We start from the raw sequence: 18,903 nt of genomic DNA, 5'->3' as shown, positions 1-18,903 counted from the left end.
TTGTTATAAATAAACGATTACAACGAAAACAAGGAAGACAAACATATGACTATTTGTTTTAGTCAGCTTGCCGCTCAAGGGAACACGGCTCACCTATTTATTGACGATTGGAAAATAGACACTCAGCAATCTTGGGGAATATTCAGCGCGGATGGGGATATTGGTTCTCTACTTGGAGACCTTATTTGTGGTGAACTTTCACCAATAAGCGGGAAACTTGAGCTTGATGGGCTGTCCGTTGCTCAAGTGTCGCTATCAGAGCAACAGCGATTACTGGAAAGAGAATTAGAAAAGGACGATACAGACTTTCTTGATCGTATCGATCAAGGCAGTACCGTTTACTCACTCATTCAGGAGCGCAGCCAAGACGCTAATTTAATAGATCAGCTGATTACCGATCTCGACCTAACTCACCTTAAACACAGTGGCTTTCGTGTTCTCTCTACAGGGGAAACAAGACGAGTGATGTTAGCTCGCGCTTTAGCAACACAGCCTGATTTGTTACTGCTAGATAACCCATTTACTGGTTTAGATATTGCCCATCGAGCAGCTCTCGCTCACTATTTACACTCGCTTTCTCAAACCGTACAGCTACTGGTCACCTTCTCTCGCGAGTCTGATATGCCTGAGTGGATTGATCGCGTTGCGCTTTTCAGTGCAGGAAAGCTGGACAGTACAATGGATAAATCCAGTTGGGATAATCATCCAATCATTGGACAGCTTAAATCTCAGTCCGAGCAACAGAGTGAAGAAATGATGAACTTGATACGTCAGCATCAGCACTCGACACACTTCGACAACCCAATATTTGAACTAACAAATGGGTCTGTTGAATACACTGATAAGAAGATCTTTACTGACTTAAACTGGCGAATAGACAAAGGTCAGCATTGGCAGGTCAAAGGCCCAAATGGCTGTGGGAAGAGCACCTTGCTTGGGTTAATCTTTGGTGATCATCCTCAGTGCTACAGCAATGACATTGATATCTTTGGTAAAAAGCGAGGGTCTGGCGAGACAATCTGGGAAATTAAGCAGCACATAGGCATGGTATCTTCAGCGTTACACCTTCAATACCGAGTTAACTGCAGTGCGCTAGACGTGATTTTGTCCGGTTTTTACGACTCCATAGGGTTGTATAACCAACCCACTCGTAAAGAAGTGGACATCGCAAACGAATGGCTCGACATCCTACATATGAGCCAATACCGAAAAACCTCATTCAAGCAATTAGAGTACGGTCAGCAGCGCCTGTTGTTGATTGCAAGAGCCATCGTTAAACAACCAACATTACTGATTTTGGACGAGCCATATCAAGGGTTGGATTTTCTTGGCAGGCGTTTAGTTAAGAATACACTTGAGCTCATCGCCCGAGAGAATTTAAGCCAGCTATTGTATGTATCTCATTACCAAGAAGACCGCTTGGATAGCATCAAGAATGAGCTAGAGTTTGTTTTTGATGACAATAACCAATGTTATCGGGCTAACGTTTACCAATCATAATGACTTCGCTGAGCAAGTTGATCATAAGGTAAAGGCTTGGAGTAAAAATATCCTTGATGATATCGCACTCCCATCTTTTTCAAATGGTCGGCTTGCGCCGTTGTTTCTACACCTTCAGCGATGAGTTGTACTTTTAGCTCTTCCGCAAAGTGAACAATAGCTTTTAAAACAGAAGCACTAAGGCTAGGTATGCCAATAGTTTCGACAAAACATTTATCAATTTTTAGGTAATCAATACGCATGTGCTGCAGAAACGCCAGCGAGGTTTGACCGGTACCAAAATCGTCGATTAACACATCAATGCCATGTACTCGCAGTGCTGCGATGCACTTTCTGGCTTCAGCATCAATGAGTTGACGCTCTGTTATCTCTATGCCTAATGAGACGTTATTTCGACTTAACTTCCTATCAATGAGTTGAATCTTTCTAATCGCGTTTGGCCCAACTAAGTAACCGGGCGGCACATTAATACCAAGGTGAACAGACTGATTAAAGTCTAATTTACTAAAGTCTTCTGCCGCTTTATCGAGAACGTAATCCGTGAGCAAAAAGACCAATCCACTTTGCTCCGCCGCTGGCACAAACTCATCAGGAGAAATGAACCCTTTATTCTGATGTTCCCATCGCACTAGGGCTTCAAAACCAAATAGTTGACCAGTATCGACGTTAATCTGGGGCTGGTAATACAGAGTCAACTCGCCTTTCTTTATGGCTTTCTTTAAATCCAGAACCAAGCTTCGATGAGGATCGATAAATTTATTTAACGCATATAAGCAAAGATAGATAACAAAAATGATTGGAATTGAATACAAAAAATAGGAAAGTGTTCTCTGTTTGACGAACAGATCGCTAGCTTCACTCAAAGCTTCATACTCAAACATTTGCGACGATTTGATGCCAATAGGATTACTTCCCGTTCTCAACGCTTCTTCAGGTGCAACTTGGTCATGGATAAATAAGGCAGAGCGTTTTAAACGTAAATCGTTATTAAATCCTATCTTCGCATTAAAGTAGTCATGATCAATAATCGTCACCGCTTGATAACCGTGCTCTCCTTCGGTCACGACGAGCAAAAATTGGTCATATACGCTATCCACGTTTCCCAGTGCTAACGCTTGTCCCTCAGGAAATGTAATGTGCTCGGCTAACGGCTTAGAAATTACGCCCAGTTTAGAAGAACACGTAATGATCCCATCTTTTACAATCAGCATTTCTTCGATATCTCGTTCAAACATCAAGTTTTGCTGAAGCTCTTCACATCGTCTAGGATGCAACAAAGCCGTGCGGTTTTCGGTCTCTATTTGGAATAAAATTTCGTCTGTGATTTGAACGTTTTTTTCTAATAGATGATTGAGGTTGTTTTGCACGCTTTCACGAGCTAAATACAAGACCTCGCCAACAATCAAAGGAATGGGCAACAAAAAAATGATGGCTTTTTTAAAAAGCGCCTTATTCAGCATATAAAAGTAACCTTTTATAAAACCGATTTACTGAGATGGTATCTGGATTCTGATACCCACTAGCAACTCTCGTTTATAATATTATTTATTTAGATTAACTCAGTATGCGAAACACTTAGTAATACCGCAAACTAAACAATGTCTTAATCCCTCTTGTTCCAATTTAGCATCAAACGACTCAAACCTGAGACGTCAATACGACATCATTTTTGAGCCCATCGGTACCAAGGTAAGCCCTCAGTCGTCAAATTCTCACCCTGCGAGAATTACCCATTAAAATTATTTTTCTTTTCTCAGTGATTAAGAATTATATTTGTCGTAATTCATATAACACGTTACAACACTCTCATGACGACAAACAAAGCTAATGCGAACCAGGTAAACGAAAAAGCACTGCAGTTGTTAATGCAAGTTGCAGTTAGTCCATTCCCAGTCTCTGCGAAAACGCTAAGCGAGCAATTGAACGTTCCTTTGAGCAGTCTCTACCGACACTTGAAGCTGCTCAAAGAGTGGAACTTGATTGAAGAAAGCGTACACGACAAGACATTTGTCGTTGGCCCGGCAGCATTGCTGCTCATGCATAGCTATGAGACCGCACAGCATGGGTTAGATATGGTCGAAACCATACTGGCTCGGTTGGTACAACAAACAGGGGAAATGGCCGCTTATATGGTACCTGCAGGGTATCGCGCGCTTTGTGTCAGACAAAAAGAAAGTATGCAGGCGCTACGTTGCAGCTTCGTCCAGGGTCAAAGTCAACCTCTGCTACGTGGTGCCTCATCTAAAGTGATGCTCGCTTTTATGCCTCAAAGTCGATGCGAGAAAATCTTGAGATACTTTAATCAAGATCACCGACGAGACGAATGGGAACAAGAGCTCACAACCATCCGTAAACACGGATATGCCGTCAGTACTTCTGAAATTGACCCGGGTGTTTCTGGCATCAGTGCACCAGTGATGAAAGGAAGCAAACTGATCGGCGCGGTCTCGGTGATGGCTCCGGCCCACCGAGTCGAAAAGGATAAGCAGCGCATTATTTTGCATGTGTTGCAAGCGGCAAGGGCACTACCACCAGAAAGGTAATTCATCATGTTAAGCTTTTTCAAACGCTATAAACTCCACCACACCGTGAAACAGCCGCAGCATTACCCTTTTTCTTTTATGACAGTGTGTGAGTATTTGCCACCCATGTCTAAGGGCGCGTTTGAATTAGCTGATCAAAGTTTGGAAAATGCTAGTGATTGGCTATACCAACAGCATGATCATGAAACCGCTGAAAACTTTGGTCACTTCAACCACGACAAGCTGGAAAATGGCGAGTTTCAGGAAGCGTTAAGTCTTTCGCTTTCTCGTCATTCTATTCCCGTTTTAGTGACCAACTGTACCGAGGCAATCTTGTCAATGTTGCCTGTGGTCGTGTCTTATCGAGACGAAGTGGGTGTGGTAAATATTGGACATGACATGAACTTGAAGCCGACACTTGAACCACGTTTAGGCTCCGCATTCCATTTTGCTCTTTCTCGCTATCAAAACGTGCGATTATTTTTTGCTGGTGTTAGCGAACAAGATACAAAGCAAGAAACGTGGGAATACGCGGAGGATCAAGGTTGTGACTGGGTAACCGATAAAGAGTTTTCTTTTCGTCATCGCAATAATGTAAAGCAGTTGATCGGCAATTACCTCGACCATTGCGACCAAATAATCCTCAGTATCGACCTTGGCTCCTTAAAAACCAAAAACAGCCTTGATGGTACCTCAGAAATTGATATCCAAATGGTTCTACGCACCATTAGGCAATGCCTGGTTGCAGGTAAAGTCAGAGCCATTCAACTCGTTGGCGATCGCGATCGTCTGGTCTATTCGAGACAAACGAAAGCCATACTAGAAGAGTTATATCAAATGGCCCCACTCATTGTTCACGCAGCCTAGGATTAAGTTCGGTTCAGAATCAGGACGCTCAAGCTACTGATTCTGAACCAACATGGTTAATTATTATCTTTTACCAACAAATAGTTACATGAATAAAGCGACTCATGTCACACTTAGCTATTGAACTAATCACATACTTACGTTCTAATAACACCACTATGCTTTGGTATGACATACGAAATAAAAATAGCCAAAGTTCAATAAGTAAGCGGATTAAAAACCAAAAACACCGCCGACATTTCAACTTCTGTGAGCACTTGCTCACGCTCGCTTGATGCCATCTTGTTCCACTTTTTTAGGACATTTGATGATGCGTCTTTGCAGTATTTTCGCTGCGGTTCTTGTTTTACCGCTAGCCTCACACGCCACCACTTATGACGTCAAAGATCTATCTGAGTTAGGTCAACTTTGCTCACACAAGAGCTTTAGTATCGGAAGTGATGGTACGACTTATCACTGTACAGGGAAACTAGTCCTACCCGCAGGTGACAAAATTGTCTCCTCATTACCGGAAAAAGAGATAACGCTAGAAGCAGCTCATGGCATTGTGTTAGAGGGGAACAATACGATTGGTGAACTCAATAAGCGTATCTCTCTACACGCACTCGCAACCGGATTAACGGTTAACAATGAGAAAGCTTCAAGCATTGACGATTACCAAAACAAGCACACGGTTATCTATGGTGATCTTCTATCGGCTTACCCAACAAAGCTGAATAACGTTCTCATCGATGGGGATATAGAGCTAACAGGAGAGGCCCTTCATATTGATGGTGAGTACAACACCATTATTGGTGACATTTTGACTCACAGTACGACCGATATATTCAACGCTAACGTTTGTGGCACCATTGAATCAAAAGGCCATCAATTGCATCTCAAGACGAAGAACCCTTTCCAACGACATTTCGTCGTCGGTGACATTGTGGCGCACAGTTCTCTGCTTATTGATGACATGGCGGTTTACGGCACTACTCAGACTAAAGGAGCATCTGCCGCATTGAACGGTTCGTTCTATGGCTCTACTACAGCAATTAAATACTTCCAAACATTGAACTTCAATAACGCTCCAAATCAGCCAAGTCAAGTTTGTGGTGAAATCCAACAAACGCCAGGAAGTGCACAAACGAAAGCACAAGACAACAAATACACGCAATACTGTGGACTGGGCGACACCGATTGTCACTACTCCTCTCAGGTCTGTCCGATCACCCCTCAAGATGTTCCGAATTGCAGCATGCAACCTCCATCAGAGAACGACTTCGACCTAAGCGTCACACCATCGGACGACATGGCACTGATGTGCGGCGACGATCTTCCGCAATTTACAGCAATGACAACCAATAATGGAGAAGTTGTAAGCGCAGAAGTCAGTGCAGCCCTATCACACCCTGACTTGTTCACTTTAGAGGTGGTCAAAGGTCAGCAGATATTAAAAGCAAACCAATTTATGTCTGACGACAATGGTGAGCTCGTTGTTCGAGTGGTCCCGAACGATATTGATACCATCGCGTTAGATACGAACTACACGCTGACTTTCACTATGGCAGAAGACACCAGCAAGCATCAAACGGTTAGCTTTATGTTTACGCCATTTATGTTTGAGGCCTACTCAAAGACGAAAAGCGCCACTTTAAATGAAATACGCGTTATTGCAGGTAAACCAGAAAACGTGCATACGCGATTGCTTGCTTGTGCTTCCACCGGCGAATCTGTAGTCGCAAGCAACTACAATGGTACTCCTAAGATTTTTCATCCATTGGTTCAACCATTAGGAGGAAGTGAAGGAAACTTTAGCTATTCAGCGGAATTTAAAGACGGCTTGTCTGAACATGGTCTTATCACGAACGAGTCCGGCATATTTGAAGTGACATTGTCCGATCATTTTGAATGTGAGGGATTTGAAGAGTGCCCTGAAGAAGGCAAAGTGGAAGTGAAAGGAACATTTAATGTGTACTCGCGGCCATGGACACTGGCTATCTGTGACAACCAACGTGCTTTGCCTTCTGGTACCTCTGAACAAGGAGAAGGGTTTCTTGCTGCCGGAGAACTTTTCTCTCTAACAGTGAAGCCGATCATTTGGCAAACTGACGGCTCTGTAAGTGGTCCTGTTGAATCAGCACGTTATTGTGATGCCTCTATCACCCGTAATTTTATGCTTGATGGCGCTCCAGCAGCATCGGTTGTCTTGTCGAGTGAGCAACATACGCCATCAGAGACAGCGAACCAAACCTCGAAATTGCTAAAAAGTAGTGACTCACTGGCTCAGGCGCATAATTCAGCCAAGAATGATCAATTCGTCTTTAATGGATTATATTGGGAAGAAGTCGGGAGCTTGAGAGTAAAAGCAAACTTAGCAAGTAAATATCTAGGTATGACTGTGAACGAAGGCTATCGTTACGTCGGTCGTTTTTACCCAAAATATTTTCAAGTGCAAGACCAAGAATGGCACTACCCACATGGCCAAACTTTTGCTTACATGAATCAACCTTTTGAGAAAGTCACTTACGATGTTGTCGCACTCAATGCGAATAAGGAAAACGTGAAGAACTACGTCCACTTTTCATCTAACCTTCAACAACATTTCGACTTAGGCGAACTAAGCTCATACTCCGAACGGTTTTTGCCGCCTAAGCCTAAGAAGGTAGACTGGAAACTACTGGGTAGCGCGAGTGTTGGAACGTTTGTTATCGAGAAGCCCTCGACCAATGCGACTTGTAACAATAGCCCATGTTGGAAAAAGAACACGACAGATAAACAATACCCTGATGGTCCATTTAATAATGGGACTAACAGTGACAGCAGCAAAATAGGTATAGTCACGACTAAAGCCGTTGATGAGGTAAATTTCTTTGATAACAGCGAAATGCTCACTCAACAACCGGACATTCGATTCGGTCGTTTGAACTTTCAAGATGTGGGTGGCAACCAAGGCATGATGATCAAAGTGCCACTTGATGTGGAAATTTGGCAAGACGGCCGATTTACGACTAACTTCGATGACAGCTCAACAACGGCGAATGGTGAATATTACTTCAGCACGCCAATTTGGTCGCATGCGCCAGCAAACAACGCCCTGCTTTCTGGCGTTGGAACGATGAGTATTGGCAGGATGACCGATATCGTTGCAAGCCAAATTGACTCAGCGCGCGAGCAAATACAATTCCACCTAGATTTAGACAGCTCAGGCAATCACATCCCTTGGCTAAAATACGACTGGGATAGCTCTACAAGTGAAGAGGAAAACCCACCCGTCATTGTTACGTTTGGTATTCACCGAGGAAACGATCGCATTATTTATCGTGGTGAACCCAATATGCTTGGCCTAAATTAACGCGAAACGGCAAACAAAAAGAGCCCCTCAATTGAGGGGCTCTTTTCATCACAAACTGATGTAATTTACTTTGCGCCACGACGCGCTTTCAGGCGCTTCACCATAGCAAGACGACGCTCTGCCGACCCTTGGTCTGTTGCCGACTGGTTCGGATTATTACGACGACCTTGACGATTCTTAAATGCTGGTTTTGAGTGCAGCTTTTCAATGTAAGACTCACGCTGCTTTGGTTCATAGCCTGCAAGCTCAATACGGCGAATGCGTTGCTGGATTAGATTTTCAACCTGAACCACCGTGAGCTCTTCATCTCGGTTTACAAATGAAACGGCATGGCCTTGTTTACCTGCACGACCCGTACGGCCAATTCGGTGAACGTAATCTTCCGCTAGGAAAGGCATGTCATAGTTCACAACGTGAGGTAAGTCTTCAATATCTAGACCTCGAGCAGCGACATCGGTAGCCACCATGACACGTGCTTTACCGGACTTGAACTCTTCTAGCGCACGACGACGAGCACTTTGAGCACGATCACCATGACAAACCACCGCTTTGATACCATCAAGTTTCAGCTCTTTTACCACTTCGTTTGCGGTCTCTTTGTAGTTCACAAATACCAACACTTGTTTCCAGTTTTTGCGACCAATTAGCTCTGAAAGCAGTTCCGTTTTTCGCTCTTGATCAACTGGATATAGCACGTGAGCAACTGTCTGTGCCGTAGTATTTGCACGCTCTACTTCGATACGTTTTGGTTTACGCAGAATGTCTTTCGCTAACAGATTTAGCTGGCTTGAAGTCGTTGCCGAAAACATCATGATTTGCGGATCTGTATCCACATCCAGCATGATCTTACGAACTGCATGAATAAAGCCCATATCCAAGATACGGTCTGCTTCATCAAACACCAAAAACTCTAAGTGTGCCACAGAGACATTACCTTGTTCGATGTGCTCTTCCAATCGACCAGGTGTAGCCACAAGGATATCAACACCATTTTCCAGTGCCGCAACCTGAGAAGACATTTTACGGCCACCGAAAATCGCCGCCACCGACAGATTGGTGTACTTCGTGTAAGCTTTGATGTTGTCAGCAATTTGTTCAGCAAGCTCGCGAGTTGGAGCCAAGATAAGTGCACGAGCAGTCTTACGAGAAGCGCTACGGTTACTGTCTAACAACTGCTGAATCATAGGCAGAGAAAACGCAGCCGTTTTACCAGTACCTGTTTGTGCTGTAGCGAAAATATCATGGCCTTTGCGAGCCATTGGAATCGCCTTCTGTTGAATTGGCGTTAACTTTTCATAACCGCATTCTGCCAGTGCTTTAACCACTTCTGGCGCAAAACCTTGAGATGAAAATGACATTGAGCGTATTCCTTAAACAAACCACTAAAAATAGCTTTAAAAATTTAGCCGTGCACTATACCCGAATTTGAGTGATTTATCTCACTTTTCTCATTGAAACGCTACAAAAGCAAAAACGGCGAACGCAGACAGATTGCTGGTTCACCGTTTCCGTTTAACATTTGTTCGATTTAACGCTTGATGCCAGACAACTGAAGGAGAATTTGCTCAAGTTCATCCCATGGCAACAGCTGAGAATCTATCACTTCTAATCGTGATTCAAACCCTTCTAAGCTGATTTCATTCACCGACACGACTCGGTTGGCAACATTAAACGCGAAGCACCCCTGATCCGTGTTGACCACCGCTTTAACGCGTTCCGCCGTTAAGTCCGAAAGCATTGAGAAAAGTTTATCAAAATCAAACGTGTACTCTGCCCCAAACAACCACCCGCAGCTAAAATACCCTTGCCCTTTGTTCTCTTTGCGCACAAAGGCTTCACCTGGCGGCAACTGGAATTGAGGCTCTTGGTGAGCATGGTCATGATGATGTGACTCGATATGGGAAGAAGCGCTGCCGTAAACCCGTTCGATATCCAAGACTTCTATCGGTAACTCACCGTCATGAATAAGCTTACTGAATACTTTTGAGGGAGATTGGTCCGTCACCCAGTCATTAAACACATCAATGTCGTGACTGGTACAAAGGTCAACCTTACTGCCTATAACCACATCTGCGCTGTCTAACTGGTCCACGAAATTTTGGTTAGAAAGATATTTTTCATCACTTAAGTTACGCGGATCAACCAGAGCGATCGTCGCTTTTAGATCAACGTAAGGTTCATACTGTTCTGAGGTAAGCGTCGCGATAACCTGTTTTGGATGACCAAGGCCTGTCGGCTCAATCAATAAACGGTCCGGTTTTTGGCGCAGTAACGCGGTAATACCGACCGACATCGGCACACCCGCCGTGCAACACATACAGCCACCCGGCACTTCTTTAATAAGCGCACCTTGGTCTGTCATCAATGCACCGTCGATGCCAATCTCACCAAATTCATTAACCAAAACCGCCCAGTTTTCGTTTTCCGGTTTGTTCTTCAGTAGATTTAAAATCGTGGTCGTTTTACCGACACCCAAAAATCCGGTCAGTATGTTGGTTGGTACTCGATTTGACATGCTTATCTCCGACACGTTAGTGCATTAATGCTCCAGCAAAGTATACGGAGAATGTGACTCGCTTCAACGCTTTTTATCGCGCTCATCAAACTCATTGCGTGATGCGTGGGTACACATTTTTTGAGAATGATCAGAGTGACTTATCAACTCTGAGCGCTTCATATCAGAAAGATACATACTGGTGTAAATGACGCAGGTAAAAAACGCGATAATAGCGACTACGATGGGAAGAACTCCGAGTGTGTTTTCGAATTTAAGCGCAGCGATAGCCAATGCGAAAACAACGACAGAGATAAGTGCGATAGACTTACTTTTGTTGCTTTTCATGATAACTCGCCTTTCGTAAGGGTAGCCCCTAATACCTCCTGTATTAGGGGAATGCCAGTTTGAACAACATCCAACCTGACTATTCAATGCTACTCCTTTCGCTACTTGTGAAATTTGACAAAGCTAACATTTATTACAACATCAAACGATGAACTTATTACTAGCTTTCAGACACTTAGTGGACTGTAAAACACTTATTAGCAAATCGACCCGCCGCTGACCAATATGTCGTTTTCATTGGCAATACAAACTTGAGCCACCAGCCTTAGCCCTTCGACTATCATCTCCAGAGACATGGAAGGCTGACTGCCATTTGCTGCTTGTTCTGGCAATAATGGGATATGAACAAACCCATGACGAATAGGTTTGTCTTTTAGATAATGTTGGATGCCATAAAAAAGGTGGTTACATACAAATGTTCCGGCACTGTTGGAAATCTGGCTAGATATCCCCTGCTTTTGCAGCGTTTGAACAATACGCTTTATCGGCAGCGTCGAGAAGTAAGCATCTGGGCCATCAGCCACTACAGGTTCATCAATCGGCTGATGACCAGCGTTATCTGGAATACGAAAATCATCCACATTAATTGCGACACGCTCTGGGGTGATCACGCCACGTCCGGCCGCTTGCCCAACGGTAATCACACAATCTGGCTGGTGCGCTTCTATTGGATCAATAACGGTATTCACTGACTCATGCCGAATCACAGGAACTGGGCAAGTAACGATCATGGCATCTTCTATTGCCGCAGCCTCTAATCGCTTCACCGCTTCTAAGGCGGGGTTAATGGCGTCACCACCAAAAGGTTCAAAACCGGTAATCAGGACTTTCTTCATAACAGCCTTTAGGAAAAGAGAGTTTCACAAATTATTGCACTCCCCTTCACCCCATCCAATAGCAAAAGTATTGTTGACATAAACCAGACAACATTATGTGACTCATGTCTAACCAGCGAGGGTTGTCACCTTTATTGAATCTACACAAGTTCCGGACTATGGAGACTAACTATCGATGATTAGTGGCAGGGCTAGGCTCTCTCATTACATGACTCACGCAGAAACTTGGTTTCCACGCTTAACTTAGGTAGAGTACGCGACCGCAATGCAATTCGAAGAGATTGAATACAATGAATATTGATAACCATGTAATCGAAACGATTGAAGAGTTAGAGGCATTTCTGCATTTAGTAGAAAGCGGCGCTCTGGGTCTTGAAGGTGTCACTGGCGTTGCGCTAGCCACCTCTAATACCGATGGCCGTCCATTTGTTGCCGTATTAGGAGAAAAGCACCAATTGCTCCTTGGCCGCTGGGTTTCGCAGCACGTATATGACAATGGTAAAGACATCGTTCGTAACGGCCCAACCAGAAAACACTAAGCTCTCAGCACCATCTATAACACCATGCCATCTTATACACCAAGCGTATGCTTTGAAAGCAATGCGCTTGGTGTACTTAAAAAATAAAAAAAGAAAAGGCTAGCCTTTATTAATTTTGTCGGTATACTGCACATCAGCTCTTACGGAAAGAGCTATTAATGTAATTAAAGATCAAAGTTTCTCTCAGTTCCACATCGAATTCCTCGTTTACGTTCCTGCGACAAAATAGTTATCTCTAAAATCATATAGTAGCACTTGATATTAGCTAAAAATTCAATATTTAAAACAATCAAATATAGAGGTATCTATGTCTAATAAATTAACTGGTTCAGTAAAATGGTTCAACGAAACTAAAGGTTTTGGTTTTATTTCTCAAGACAATGGCGGTGATGACGTATTCGTTCACTTCCGTTCTATTGTTTCTGAAGGCTTCAAAACTCTTACTGAAGGCCAAAAAGTATCGTTCGTTGTTGAACAAGGTAACAAAGGTTTACAAGCTGCTGAAGTAACAGCACTGTAATTCTTTGTGTGGCATCAACGTTGTTGGTGCCACAATCCCCTTCCACTTATTGCCGCCCTTACTATTCTCTATCTAAGTTTATATACCCAAATCACTTACCTCTCCCACACCGTCATTAATCACTTTCAATAAAGTCACTTTGGTATACATCTTTAGGTAATCACACTACCTACCTTGCAATTCCAGTTTGGAATTAAATTAATCTGATTCATATCTGAATCACTTCGCCTCATGCTTTGCTCATATAAATAAAGTTTATAAAATAAAAGCGATTGGCGAATATAAGAGAAAAAAATGAAATTAAATATATCCGCACAATCAATAAATTCTAATAATTACGAGCAAATAATCCCTAGCCGAGACGTTATCCTTAGCCTATTCGATAAAGTCAAAAATCACTTAAGTCACGAGCAAATTTCTCGCTCTACTGGCTTAGATGAGAAACCACAAAAAGACGCTTTAAAAAAACGTTTACGCGCTATGGAGCGCGATGGCCAGTTGATTTTCACGCATCGCCGTGGTTATAAAAAAGTCGATCAAACCGCTTTGGTTTCTGGAAAGGTCAGCATTCACGCAGACGGCTTTGGTTTTGTCACTTACGACAGTAATGAAAAAGACCTTTTCTTACCTAAACACCAACTTACTCATGTGTTTGATGGCGATATCGTACTGGTTCTGAAAGGCAATGCTCAGCATCAAGGACGCTCAAATCATCGTTTCATCAAAATAGTGGAACGAAAAACAACCCACATCGTGGGCTTGTTAAAGAGAAAAGGTTCGAACTTCTATCTAGTGCCAGAAAGCACGAAACTGACTCAAACCATTCATGTCACACCAAATGATCTTATCGCCAAAAATGCCGGTAAACTCGTTCATTGTAAAGTCACGGCCTATCCAGATCACAGACAATCAACAACAGTTGAAGTGGCTGAAGTATTAGGGCGTCCGGGAGAAGCAGGGATTGAAGTTAAATTGGCGTTACGTCGACATGGCATCAATGACCATTGGGATGATGAAGTTCTTCACGCTGCTTCCGCATTTGGCAATCACGTAGAAGAAAAAGACAAAACGTCACGAGTGGATTATCGAGATTTACCGTTCGTCACTATCGACGGGGACGACGCGAAAGACTTTGATGATGCCGTTTACGCATACCAAATGGACAATGGGCATTGGAAGTTATTCGTTGCGATTGCAGACGTATCTCACTACGTTCAGCCAAACGACCATTTAGATCTTGAGGCGCAATCTCGTGCAACGTCCGTTTACTTCCCCGGATACGTTGTACCAATGCTACCAGAAACATTATCTAACGGTTTGTGCTCGCTTAACCCGAATGAAGACAGATTGGTTATGGTATGTGAGATGACCTTTGACGACGAAGGTAACATGCTAGATTCAGAGTTTTCTGAAGGGATCATTCACTCGCATGCTCGTTTAACTTATAACGAAGCTTACCGCATTGTTTCCCAATCAACGGAAGCAAAAAAATACCAAGGTAAGAACCCAAAACAAAACATTAAACAGCATCTGGTGAATCTCCATCGCTTGTATTTGAACCTATCTGGTCAACGTCAAGTCCGTGGTGCCATTGATTTTGACACGCAAGAGCTTTCATTCACGTTAAACAATAAAAAGAAAATCGCGTCCATCGTTCCTGTAGTTCGAAATGATGCCCACCGAATGATCGAAGAATTCATGCTGTGTGCCAACGTTGCCACCGCTCAATTTTTGCAGCAACAAAAAATACCGAGCTTATACCGCGTGCACTCTGGTCCTCAGATGAAAAAACTGTCTTCATTAAGAATGATGCTTGCAGACAAAGGGCTAACGCTTGCGGGTGGTGATAAACCAACTTCTCATGACTACAACGCATTACTGGAACAAGTACGAGATTTAGATGAGTGTGATGTGATTCGTACCCTACTGCTACGTTCTCAGAGTCAAGCCGAGTATTCGCCGAAGAATATGGGTCACTTCGGTTTAGCCTATGACGCATACGCACACTTTACTTCGCCAATTCGTCGTTACCCAGACTTACTCGTTCACCGCGCCATTCGCGCTAAACTTCGAGAGCAAAAAACAGGCAAGCTACGCAGTCTGCTCATGAAACTAAAACCTATTCGTCAATTGACAGGTGCTGCGAACAACTACCCTTACGATGCAAAAGTAATCGAGCAACTGAGCGTGCACTGTTCGCATCAATCTCGTCAGGCAGATGAAGTGAGTCGAGAGGTTGAGTCAGCACTGAAATGTCATTACATGAAGCCATTTATCGGGCAACACTTCATGGGGACGGTGTCTGGAGTCACACACTTCGGGGTATTTGTTGAGTTAGAGGAAAACCGAATCGAAGGTCTCATTCCTTTATCAAGTTTTCAAAATGGTAAGTTCGAATTTGATGCAGTCAAACAAAAAATTTCCAGCCAGAGCACCACGTTTACTTTAGGGACTAAAGTGCACGTGTTGGTTAAAGACGTCGATTCGAAACAAAGAAAGATCATGTTCAATTTAAAAGATGCAGAACACACGGTAGGTTAGTCTGTTGTAGTCTATTTTCTAACCCATTGTTCAAAAATAAAAAATAAGCTTTAGATACCGCGATTAACTTGTGACATTTCGCTGACATCAGCTCATTCTAAAACCCTAATATCTGGCAAAGGAAACGAATCTAACTTTTGTTTCCAGACACCATCGCAGAGTGTATTTCCAACACTCTGTTTGCCTCGAGAGGTTCTTATGACAGCCTAGGATCTCTCGGGGCTTTTTTGCGCCTCTTAAACCCCACCTTATGTTGTACCCAACCCGTTACCAACCACACAAATTGTACTTTTTAACTAGTTCACTAGATCGCGAATTCTGATTTAAGCAACTGATCACACAACCACTTCTAAATTTTGGGTATAAAAGTATCAATACTTTCGTTAACTAGGATGTAAATAATGAAAAACTCGTTTGATCTCACCATGCCCAATGAAGAAGGATACTTTGGTGAATACGGTGGTAGCTTCGTGCCGCCGGAGCTTGAACAAATCATGCGTGACATCAACGCAGCTTATGAGGAATGCAGCAAAGATCCTGAATTTAAAGCGGAGCTTGCTCGCCTGTATAAGCACTTTGTTGGACGACCTAGCCCAATCTTCCATGCAGAAAACTTGTCTAAGAAATACGGAGCAGACATCTACCTAAAACGCGAGGACTTAAACCATACAGGCGCACATAAAATTAACCACTGCTTAGGAGAAGCCATTCTCGCTAAAAAGATGGGTAAGAAGAAACTGATTGCTGAAACTGGCGCAGGACAACATGGTGTCGCGCTTGCGACAGCCGCCGCACTGGTTGGCTTGAAGTGCGATATTTACATGGGTGAAGTTGATATTGCCAAAGAGCACCCGAATGTCGTCCGTATGAGAATCCTTGGTGCCAATGTCATCCCTGCTACTCACGGGCGTAAGACTCTCAAAGAAGCGGTTGATTCTGCCTTCGAAGCCTACCTAAAAGATCCTGACACACAACTTTATGCGATAGGCTCTGTCGTTGGCCCTCACCCATTCCCTAAAATGGTACGAGATTTCCAATCAATTATCGGTAACGAAGCACGTGTTCAATTCAAAGAAATGACAGGCAAGTTACCCAATAATCTCGTCGCATGCGTTGGAGGTGGTTCTAACGCGATGGGGCTATTTACTGCTTTCTTAGACGATGAACAAGTCGCCATTCACGGCGTCGAGCCAGCGGGCCGCTCTTTGCAAAAGGTTGGCGAGCATGCTGCAACACTCACACTTGGTGAGCCAGGTATTATGCACGGATTTAAGTCTTACATGCTCAAAGATGAGCAAGGCGAACCTCAAGAAGTGTACTCTGTAGCAAGTGGCTTAGATTACCCATCGGTTGGGCCTCAGCATAGTTACTTAAAAGACATTGGCCGTGTCAATTACGGCTCAATCACCGATGACGAAGCGATTGATGCCTTCTTTGAACTGTCTCGCGAAGAGGGGATTATTCCAGCGATTGAATCTTCACACGCTGTCGCTTACGCGATTAAACTCGCGAAGCAAGGAGAAACTGGCTCAATTCTTATCAACTTATCCGGTCGCGGTGACAAAGACATTGATTTTGTCGTTGAACACTACGGCGCAAAATACGGCATTGAATCAATTGTTTAGTCCCCGTTTGGTAGGCTAACTGTCTATACAAAAAGCTACCTATTGCTAGGTAGCTTTTTGTTTGCGCCTTATTTCCCCTACATGCTCTTTAAAGGCTTAACTACACAGTCCAAATCTTTTACTTTTGGGAAATAGGCATAGCTTGAGAAAGCCCTATCACTCACCACTCCAACTATGCCTTTAGAGCGTAATTCGATTAACCGATCAGAGCAGGAATGCCCGGAAGCTGACCAACGACAGCAAGGGAGCCTGCACAGACGATAAATGCAGTGCCAGGAATCAGGTATTTATCTTTTCTCGAGAGTTCGTTGGCACGCTCATGGTCGCCGATAAGTCCAAGGTTATCCAGTAGCATAGTGATTGCCCAGCCAAAGACTGGATTAACGAATGCACAGGCAAAAATACAGATACCTGCACTGAGTGAATCTTTATGCTTGTGGATCATCTGCATACCCGCTTCAAGAAGTGGTAAGAATACACCGACAATCAAAGCAACGCGCAGAACAGGTTCCCACATCGCTAGATCCATAGGGTAACCAATTACCGCGGCGGCAATACACATGAAACCCGTTAACAGTGCGCCACCTGGAATAGGACGTTTAGCAATTGCGGCTGGAATCATGTACGTTCCCCAAGAAGAAGCTAGATTTCCGCCACCTAATAGTGAGCCAACCCCCTGACGAACAGACGCTCCGACCATCGTGTCGTCGACATCCATGAGTACGCCTTTCGCTTCTTTCGGGTAGTTAAGTTCTTGAAACACACGATGGCCAAGATAATCAGGGGACCACATAGCGACTGCCAGCAGAGCAAATGGAGTCACGGCAATAAAGTGCTCTAGGGTTGGCCAGCCTAGCTGCCAGCCTGTATCTTCACCCCACCAATAGAATGGACTGAAATTAGGCAAGCCCGGTTCTGTGGTAAAAGCAAACTCAGCGCCCATCAAATAAGCAACAATACCCGCGAGTGCAGAGCACAGAGGGATTGCCAACCAACGCTTGTTGATCTTAGCTAGGTAGGCATAAACCATAACCGTTAGACCAATGACCACAAACGAAATGTAACCTTGGTCTGTACTTGCAGCCCACGCCTCAGTCTTATTAATCTGTCCGAGCAACCCAACAGCGCCTAGGTAGATCAATAACCCTCCTCGAACCCCAATGCCAGTCAAGGTCATGAGTTTAGAACCGCCTTTAGTCAAAGCGAGAATTAAGCCAAAAGCACATACCATCAAGCCAAGCGCCAGAGGATGCCCTCCTGCGGCAGCAATCATGGGAATCAGCGGTATCATTGGGCCGTGGGTACCGGCTAGGTTTGCGTTCGGGTTTAGGATGGCAGAAAACAAAATAACGAACAGAGCACCCGCGATAAGCAATTCGTAACGCACGTTTTCTGCAACGAACTCCGGAGATAAACCGAACTGAGCAGCAAAGGCAGCAACCATGGCGGTGACCATCACCACTTTACCAATGGTTGCGGCTAATGCAGGCACCCAGTCTTCGATTTCAATACTGTAATCACGTGATGGCAAATGAATACCCCAGCGACGAAAGCTCATGATGGTTAAATCATGGTTTAGAAAGTCTTCACGACTTTCAAATTCATGCGGTTTTTTGCGCACATCCCTGTAAAAGGTCTTACTTGAGTCAGACATTGAGCTATCCTTTGTTATATTTCAACGTTGAACTATGTCAACTAGAGTTTCGCTTGGTATACAGACCAATACGAGACAACACCCACATCAAACATCGAGGCCAGACCAAGAAAGTGGTATGGC

General features: G+C 43.9%; 14 protein-coding genes. 8 read left to right on the top strand and 6 right to left on the bottom strand.

Annotated elements, in window-relative coordinates; translation table 11 throughout:
* Positions 1-45 precede the first annotated feature (45 nt).
* Positions 46-1,500 carry a molybdate ABC transporter ATP-binding protein ModF gene (gene modF / locus NL644_RS03155; protein ID WP_253657981.1) on the top strand — a complete coding sequence of 485 codons (1,455 nt, stop codon included), beginning with the start codon at positions 46-48 and terminating at the stop codon, positions 1,498-1,500.
* Here the strand turns inward: modF and NL644_RS03150 are convergent.
* Positions 1,488-2,960: an EAL domain-containing protein gene (locus NL644_RS03150; RefSeq protein WP_253657980.1), complete on the bottom strand. Its 1,473-nt coding sequence runs from the start codon at positions 2,958-2,960 to the stop codon at positions 1,488-1,490. The genes modF and NL644_RS03150 overlap by 13 nt on opposite strands.
* 348 nt (positions 2,961-3,308) lie before the next feature.
* On the opposite strand from NL644_RS03150, the gene NL644_RS03145 reads away from it, so the two are divergent.
* The 3 genes from NL644_RS03145 to NL644_RS03135 all read left to right on the top strand — a co-directional run bounded on the left by NL644_RS03145 (position 3,309) and on the right by NL644_RS03135 (position 8,223).
* Positions 3,309-4,043, top strand: a complete 735-nt coding sequence (locus tag NL644_RS03145; protein ID WP_005391048.1) for an IclR family transcriptional regulator — start codon at positions 3,309-3,311, stop codon at positions 4,041-4,043.
* Positions 4,044-4,049: 6 nt separating this feature from the next.
* Complete coding sequence (locus NL644_RS03140) at positions 4,050-4,889, top strand: arginase family protein (RefSeq protein WP_005391051.1); 840 nt, start codon at positions 4,050-4,052, stop codon at positions 4,887-4,889.
* A 307-nt stretch (positions 4,890-5,196) separates the two neighbouring features.
* A complete protein-coding gene (locus tag NL644_RS03135; RefSeq protein WP_253657979.1) occupies positions 5,197-8,223 on the top strand; it encodes a DUF6701 domain-containing protein in 3,027 nt (1,008 codons plus the stop codon).
* 65 nt (positions 8,224-8,288) lie between these two features.
* On the opposite strand, the gene NL644_RS03130 is transcribed toward NL644_RS03135, so the two are convergent.
* From NL644_RS03130 to pcp, 4 genes are all read right to left on the bottom strand, one after another.
* Positions 8,289-9,581: a DEAD/DEAH box helicase gene (locus NL644_RS03130; RefSeq protein ID WP_005386186.1), complete on the bottom strand. Its 1,293-nt coding sequence runs from the start codon at positions 9,579-9,581 to the stop codon at positions 8,289-8,291.
* 170 nt (positions 9,582-9,751) lie between these two features.
* Positions 9,752-10,738: a GTP-binding protein gene (locus tag NL644_RS03125; RefSeq protein ID WP_253657978.1), complete on the bottom strand. Its 987-nt coding sequence runs from the start codon at positions 10,736-10,738 to the stop codon at positions 9,752-9,754.
* Between the two features lie 63 nt (positions 10,739-10,801).
* Positions 10,802-11,065, bottom strand: a complete 264-nt coding sequence (locus NL644_RS03120; protein WP_253657977.1) for a hypothetical protein — start codon at positions 11,063-11,065, stop codon at positions 10,802-10,804.
* Between the two features lie 197 nt (positions 11,066-11,262).
* Positions 11,263-11,901, bottom strand: coding sequence for a pyroglutamyl-peptidase I (gene pcp / locus NL644_RS03115; RefSeq protein WP_253657976.1), 639 nt, complete (start codon positions 11,899-11,901; stop codon positions 11,263-11,265).
* A gap of 290 nt (positions 11,902-12,191) precedes the next feature.
* Here pcp and NL644_RS03110 point away from each other — a divergent pair, with 290 nt between their 5' ends.
* From NL644_RS03110 to trpB, 4 genes are all read left to right on the top strand, one after another.
* Positions 12,192-12,440: a hypothetical protein gene (locus NL644_RS03110; RefSeq protein WP_005375646.1), complete on the top strand. Its 249-nt coding sequence runs from the start codon at positions 12,192-12,194 to the stop codon at positions 12,438-12,440.
* A 307-nt stretch (positions 12,441-12,747) separates the two neighbouring features.
* Positions 12,748-12,960 (top strand): cold-shock protein, encoded by a 213-nt coding sequence (locus tag NL644_RS03105; protein ID WP_005375644.1) that lies wholly within the window; start codon positions 12,748-12,750, stop codon positions 12,958-12,960.
* A 294-nt stretch (positions 12,961-13,254) separates the two neighbouring features.
* Positions 13,255-15,501 carry a ribonuclease R gene (gene rnr, locus NL644_RS03100; RefSeq protein WP_253657975.1) on the top strand — a complete coding sequence of 749 codons (2,247 nt, stop codon included), beginning with the start codon at positions 13,255-13,257 and terminating at the stop codon, positions 15,499-15,501.
* Between the two features lie 401 nt (positions 15,502-15,902).
* Positions 15,903-17,126: a tryptophan synthase subunit beta gene (gene trpB / locus NL644_RS03095; RefSeq protein WP_085344662.1), complete on the top strand. Its 1,224-nt coding sequence runs from the start codon at positions 15,903-15,905 to the stop codon at positions 17,124-17,126.
* Between the two features lie 196 nt (positions 17,127-17,322).
* Here the strand turns inward: trpB and NL644_RS03090 are convergent, their stop codons facing one another.
* The gene (locus tag NL644_RS03090) at positions 17,323-18,780 is read right to left on the bottom strand and encodes a DUF3360 domain-containing protein (RefSeq protein WP_005391067.1); all 1,458 of its coding nucleotides are present in this window, start codon (positions 18,778-18,780) and stop codon (positions 17,323-17,325) included.
* Positions 18,781-18,903 lie beyond the last annotated feature (123 nt).

The organism is Vibrio sp. Y10_XG_PY6 (assembly GCF_024181795.1).
GTDB classification, from domain to species: Bacteria; Pseudomonadota; Gammaproteobacteria; order Enterobacterales; family Vibrionaceae; genus Vibrio; species Vibrio diabolicus.
This window is presented reverse-complemented; position numbering and strand designations above follow the sequence as displayed.